The organism is Anaeroplasma sp. (assembly GCF_034179385.1).
Lineage (GTDB): Bacteria > Bacillota_I > Bacilli_A > Acholeplasmatales > Anaeroplasmataceae > Anaeroplasma.
In genome coordinates, this window is sequence record NZ_JAXFPY010000108.1 from 1 (window position 1) to 4,592 (window position 4,592).

The 4,592-nt window shown below is 29.7% G+C and carries 5 protein-coding genes; 2 read left to right on the forward strand and 3 right to left on the reverse strand.

Translation table 11 applies throughout. The features are described from left to right. Positions 1-2,089 (reverse strand): leucine-rich repeat domain-containing protein (locus SPJ17_RS07070; protein ID WP_321094097.1); only part of this gene is annotated, 2,089 nt, incomplete at its 3' end. Between the two features lie 270 nt (positions 2,090-2,359). Here SPJ17_RS07070 and SPJ17_RS07075 point away from each other — a divergent pair. Beyond that, entirely contained in the window at positions 2,360-3,088 is a 729-nt protein-coding gene (locus SPJ17_RS07075) for a LytTR family transcriptional regulator DNA-binding domain-containing protein (protein ID WP_321094099.1), read from the forward strand. Here the strand turns inward: SPJ17_RS07075 and SPJ17_RS07080 are convergent. Together SPJ17_RS07080 and SPJ17_RS07085 are read right to left on the reverse strand one after the other, a co-directional pair. Continuing rightward, positions 3,065-3,274, reverse strand: coding sequence for a PDDEXK nuclease domain-containing protein (locus tag SPJ17_RS07080; RefSeq protein WP_321094102.1), 210 nt, complete (start codon positions 3,272-3,274; stop codon positions 3,065-3,067). The two genes, SPJ17_RS07075 and SPJ17_RS07080, sit on opposite strands and share 24 nt — an antisense overlap. Positions 3,275-3,348: 74 nt before the next feature. After that, positions 3,349-3,801 carry a DUF1016 N-terminal domain-containing protein gene (locus SPJ17_RS07085; protein WP_321094105.1) on the reverse strand — a complete coding sequence of 151 codons (453 nt, stop codon included), beginning with the start codon at positions 3,799-3,801 and terminating at the stop codon, positions 3,349-3,351. Positions 3,802-4,311: 510 nt separating this feature from the next. Here SPJ17_RS07085 and SPJ17_RS07090 point away from each other — a divergent pair. Next, a partial coding sequence (locus SPJ17_RS07090; protein WP_321094108.1) for a fumarate hydratase occupies positions 4,312-4,592 on the forward strand: 281 nt, incomplete at its 3' end.

The window sequence follows — 4,592 nt, forward strand, 5'->3', positions numbered from 1 at the left end:
TACTTCTTAGGTTGCTACAATTTTCAAAGGCATAGTTTCCTATACTTGTTACACTTGTTGGGATTTCTATGCTTGTTAGGTTGATACAGTATCCGAAGGCAGCGTCTCCTATACTTTCTACACTTGCTGGGATTTCTATACTTGTTAAGTTCCTACAATCATAGAAGGCATATGAGTCAATACTTGTTAACTTACTTCCTTCTTGAAATGTTATACTTCTTAGATTTTTACAATAATAGAAGGCATAACTTCTAATAGAAGTAACTTTTGCTGGCACTACTATATCTAAAGCATTGCCATTATAACGAATTAATAATGTAGAAGCTTCTGATTCTTCATATAATACAAAATCATTATCCGTTTTCAATTTTGAATCTTTTCTATCTGTTATTATTTGTAATGCGTAACATCCAATTTCACCATTAGAAGTAGCGCCTTTTTCAATTTCTAATGCTGATTTATTAACCACTTCTACTAATCTATTACAACCATAGAAGGCAGAGTCTCCTATGCTTTCTACACTTGCTGGGATTTCTATACTTGTTAGGCTAGTACATCCTACGAAGGCATCATTTTCTATACTTGTTACACTACTTGGGATTTCTATACTTGTTATACTAGTAAAGCTATTAAAGGAATGCGCTTTAATTTTAGTTATTGTATTAGGTATTATAACTTCAGTTAATAAACCAAATTTAGTATTATTATATTCTACAGTTCCATTTTTATCTAAAATATAGAAATTGTCTGCATAAAACTTTGGATTCGATGTATATTCATCAAATGTTATGTTACACCATTCCTCTATAGTTCCATTGTAATAAACATTTTTAAAAGCATTATCAAACGCATCAGCCTTAATTTTTTTGATCGTTTTAGGCATTATTATATCATCAAAATAGCTACCTAAAAATGCATCTTCGCCTATACTTGTAACCAAAATACCATTATATTTGTCAGGTATATTAAGAACATTATATTTAACACATGATCCTAAACCAACGATTTCATAAGTACCATCTTCTAATAATTTAAAATCTAATCCTAAGCTTGGTTCAACGTATCCGCAAACAGAGCATATTCCCTTTTCTATAAAATGTCCTAATTTTTCTGTTTCCTGTTGTGCTACTAATACTTTATTACATACGCTACAATGCTTGCCTTCTGTTTTTCCCTTTGACTCACATGTAGCACTAACTGCTGCATCTATTACCTCAGTATGTCCTGTTGCTTTAATTACAATGGAATCAATTTCCTCTTTTTTTGTATTAAAATATTTTTCACATTTACTACATTGATAATGTGCTACATTTCCATCATTTTCACATGTTGGTGCATTAGCAAAAATGAAATCGCCATATGTATGTCCTGTTGCTTGAATTACTTCTGTATTCGTATCTGTATATGTATTTTCACCAAATATTACGGTTGCTGTATATGTTCTGATACCAGTTTCTTCACATGTTGCTTCTGTTGTAACTTTACTTGTTATAGTTGCAGAAACCTCTTCTTTGTGTGAAGTATCATTTTCACATGGGAATGTTGCAGTTGCACTCTCATATCCATCCCATGCCCATGAAGGTGTTCCATAACTATGGCCTAAGGCTGGTATTGTTACTACATTTTCATAGCCACATACACTACATACTTGTTTCTTACTTCCACTTTCTGTATGTGTTGCATCCTTAGTCACCACAAATTCACCATATGTGTGAGATGCATTATCTTTTTTATCTCCACAGCTACACTCATGCCAGTGATTTGTAGAATCATTTTCCCAATCATTAGAAAAACTATGTCCTAAAGCTTTAATTACCACAATATTTTCATAACCACATACGCTACATGCTTGTTTCTTACTACCATCTTCTTCATGTGTTGCTTCCTTTGTTACTACAAATTCACCATATGTATGGCTGCCATAATTTTGTTTTTCATCCGTATGCTCACATATAGCCTTTTGCCAGTGTGCATTTGCATCTTTAGAATAGTTTGACTCAAATTCATGAGTATGCCCTTTACAAGATGTAAAAGCAAATAATCCTAAAATCGAAACACTAATGAACATGAATATTTTTTTTGTTTTCATTTTGTACCTCCTAGTGAATTTGATACTGTTATACAATAACATATAACCCTAATAAATTATTTAAAATTTTCTCTCAAATTATATCATTTCAATAAGCTATATTCAACAAAATATCACGTATTTTGTCAAACGAATTTCATGAAAAAATACAATAATAGATTTTTTATCAAATTAAATACAAAGCTAATTGTATTTTATCGGATTTTATTGTATTTCATCGTGTTATAGACTATAATATATGTATATTTTTAAATGCAAGGAGCTACAATCATGAAAAATATTGAACGCTATTTCAAAAAACATAATATTGAGGTTGAACATATAATATACCTATATTGTAAGGATAAAAGCATTATTATTCGCATGGATACTACTGAGGAATATTCATGTAGTATGCTGCTACATGAAATTGAGGCATATTTACCCATGGATGAATTTGTAAAAGTGCGTAGAGGTACTATTGTAAGGATAAGTGCAATTCTATCCATTAGTGATGATGGAATTTACACTATGATAGATGGTAAAACATTCCAAGGTCGAAAAAGATTTTTAAGTGAGCATAAAAACCTTAGAACCAATCTACAACGAAACAATACTTACGTTATTCCAAAACCAATGAAAAAGGAACAACCAAGAGTTCCAGAAGCATTCCTTGATAAATGTAGTATTTTAGACGAAATGCAACTAGCATATTGTATTATCGAACTCGTATTTGATGAAAATGGTCATGGTTTAGACTTTATCTTCCGCTATTGTAATAAACAAATGGAAGTTTTAGAAGGTGTAACTGTTAAGGATATGGTAAATCACTCATTTTATGAGGTTTTCAAAAATGGTGATAAAAAATGGCTTGTAGCCTATGCTGATGTGGCATTAAATGGCGTAAAACGCACAATTCGAGATTATAGTCCTGAAATTGGTAAAACATTAACAATATATTGTTACCAACCAGCCTTAGGTTATTGTGCATGTGTATTAACAGAGGATAATAATATGTAGATTTGTATGATACATCAATAAATCAATATAGAAATCTTTACCTGTAGGAGTTGTTAATTTATATTCCTTACCTGCTAAGGTGAAACCAGGACCTAATTCTTGTAAAAACTTAATAATATTATCTATCATTTGATTTTTTAGTTCTTTCTCAGTTTTTATTTTTTCTTTATCTAAAAAATCAAACACATAGGTATCCTTAAATAATTCATTAGTTAAATCCTTAGAAGGAATTACTTCAGTAGTTGTAGGATTTATTAAGCTTATTCATAGGCTTTCATAGCTATTTGATTTAGTACCATGCTTCTTGACCAACCGTTTTTATGAGTCTCTTTAATATACCATATCATTTCTTCATGTGATTTTGATTTTGGTATAATAACTGTTATTAATGTTCCCCATGGAATTTGGGCAACAGGCTGTTGCCTAATTTCACTCTCAGAAAATTCTTTTGAAAATTGACTCATATATTTTAAATTTCTAAATGAATAACTATTACCATACTCACTTAAATCATTAGCTAAATTTTCAATATATTTATTTCCCCATACTTTTCTTTGATTAATGATAGTACCTATTTCATAATAAGTCATTATCATAGCACTATTAACAACTACCATTGCTTTAGCTTGATTAGTTTTAATAGTTTCTTTGATTTTATTTAGATCAGTAAAATAATCTTTCTCAATAATTGTTATTTCTTTTGTTTTATTCATATTTTTTATTACTCTTTTCTCCAAAAAAAATTCCCGTAAAGCTTTAAGCCTTACGGGATATAGTCATATTAGGTTTGGTAGAATATAATAGCATAATTACCAACTCCTTAAGATAACTTTATTGTATCAAATGATACCAACAAGTTCAACAATAGATTATTTGCAATATAGAACTTTTTTATTAACTAACACCATAACTCATTCTCTTACCATTAAGATAAATTACATAGAAATTATAGTAGCCGCTTTAACAGGATTTTTAGGAATAAACAATAAGATTTATAAAGAAAAATCATGAAAAGAAAAAAGAATCTTCTTAAGATTCACTAATCCATTTAATTATTATAGATAATTACTTCGTTTTTTTCTCAAATCACCCACGTGCGAGCTCCCTCTCCACAATATAGCATCATTGCTTAAATTTAATATTCTATATAAATTCACTTTAATAATTTATTATTATACTTAATAATTTTATGATACAATATTTATAGTATTGGTGGTGGGAATATGAAAGAAATAAATGCAAGCCAGATTCATGAGGCTGTCGTAAAAGCAATCAATGAGGCCGCTTGCAAATTAAATGATTTTACATTTAATAAGCTTAAGCAGGCTTTAGAAGATGAATCAGACTCATTATCTAAATCTATATTAAGCGATATTATTAAAAATAGCTGTCTAGCTAGGGATGAGATGATTCCAATGTGTCAAGATACAGGAATTGTAGTAGTTTTTGCTAAACTTGGATATGATGCTCACTTAACATGCGATTTATATGATACAATTAATAG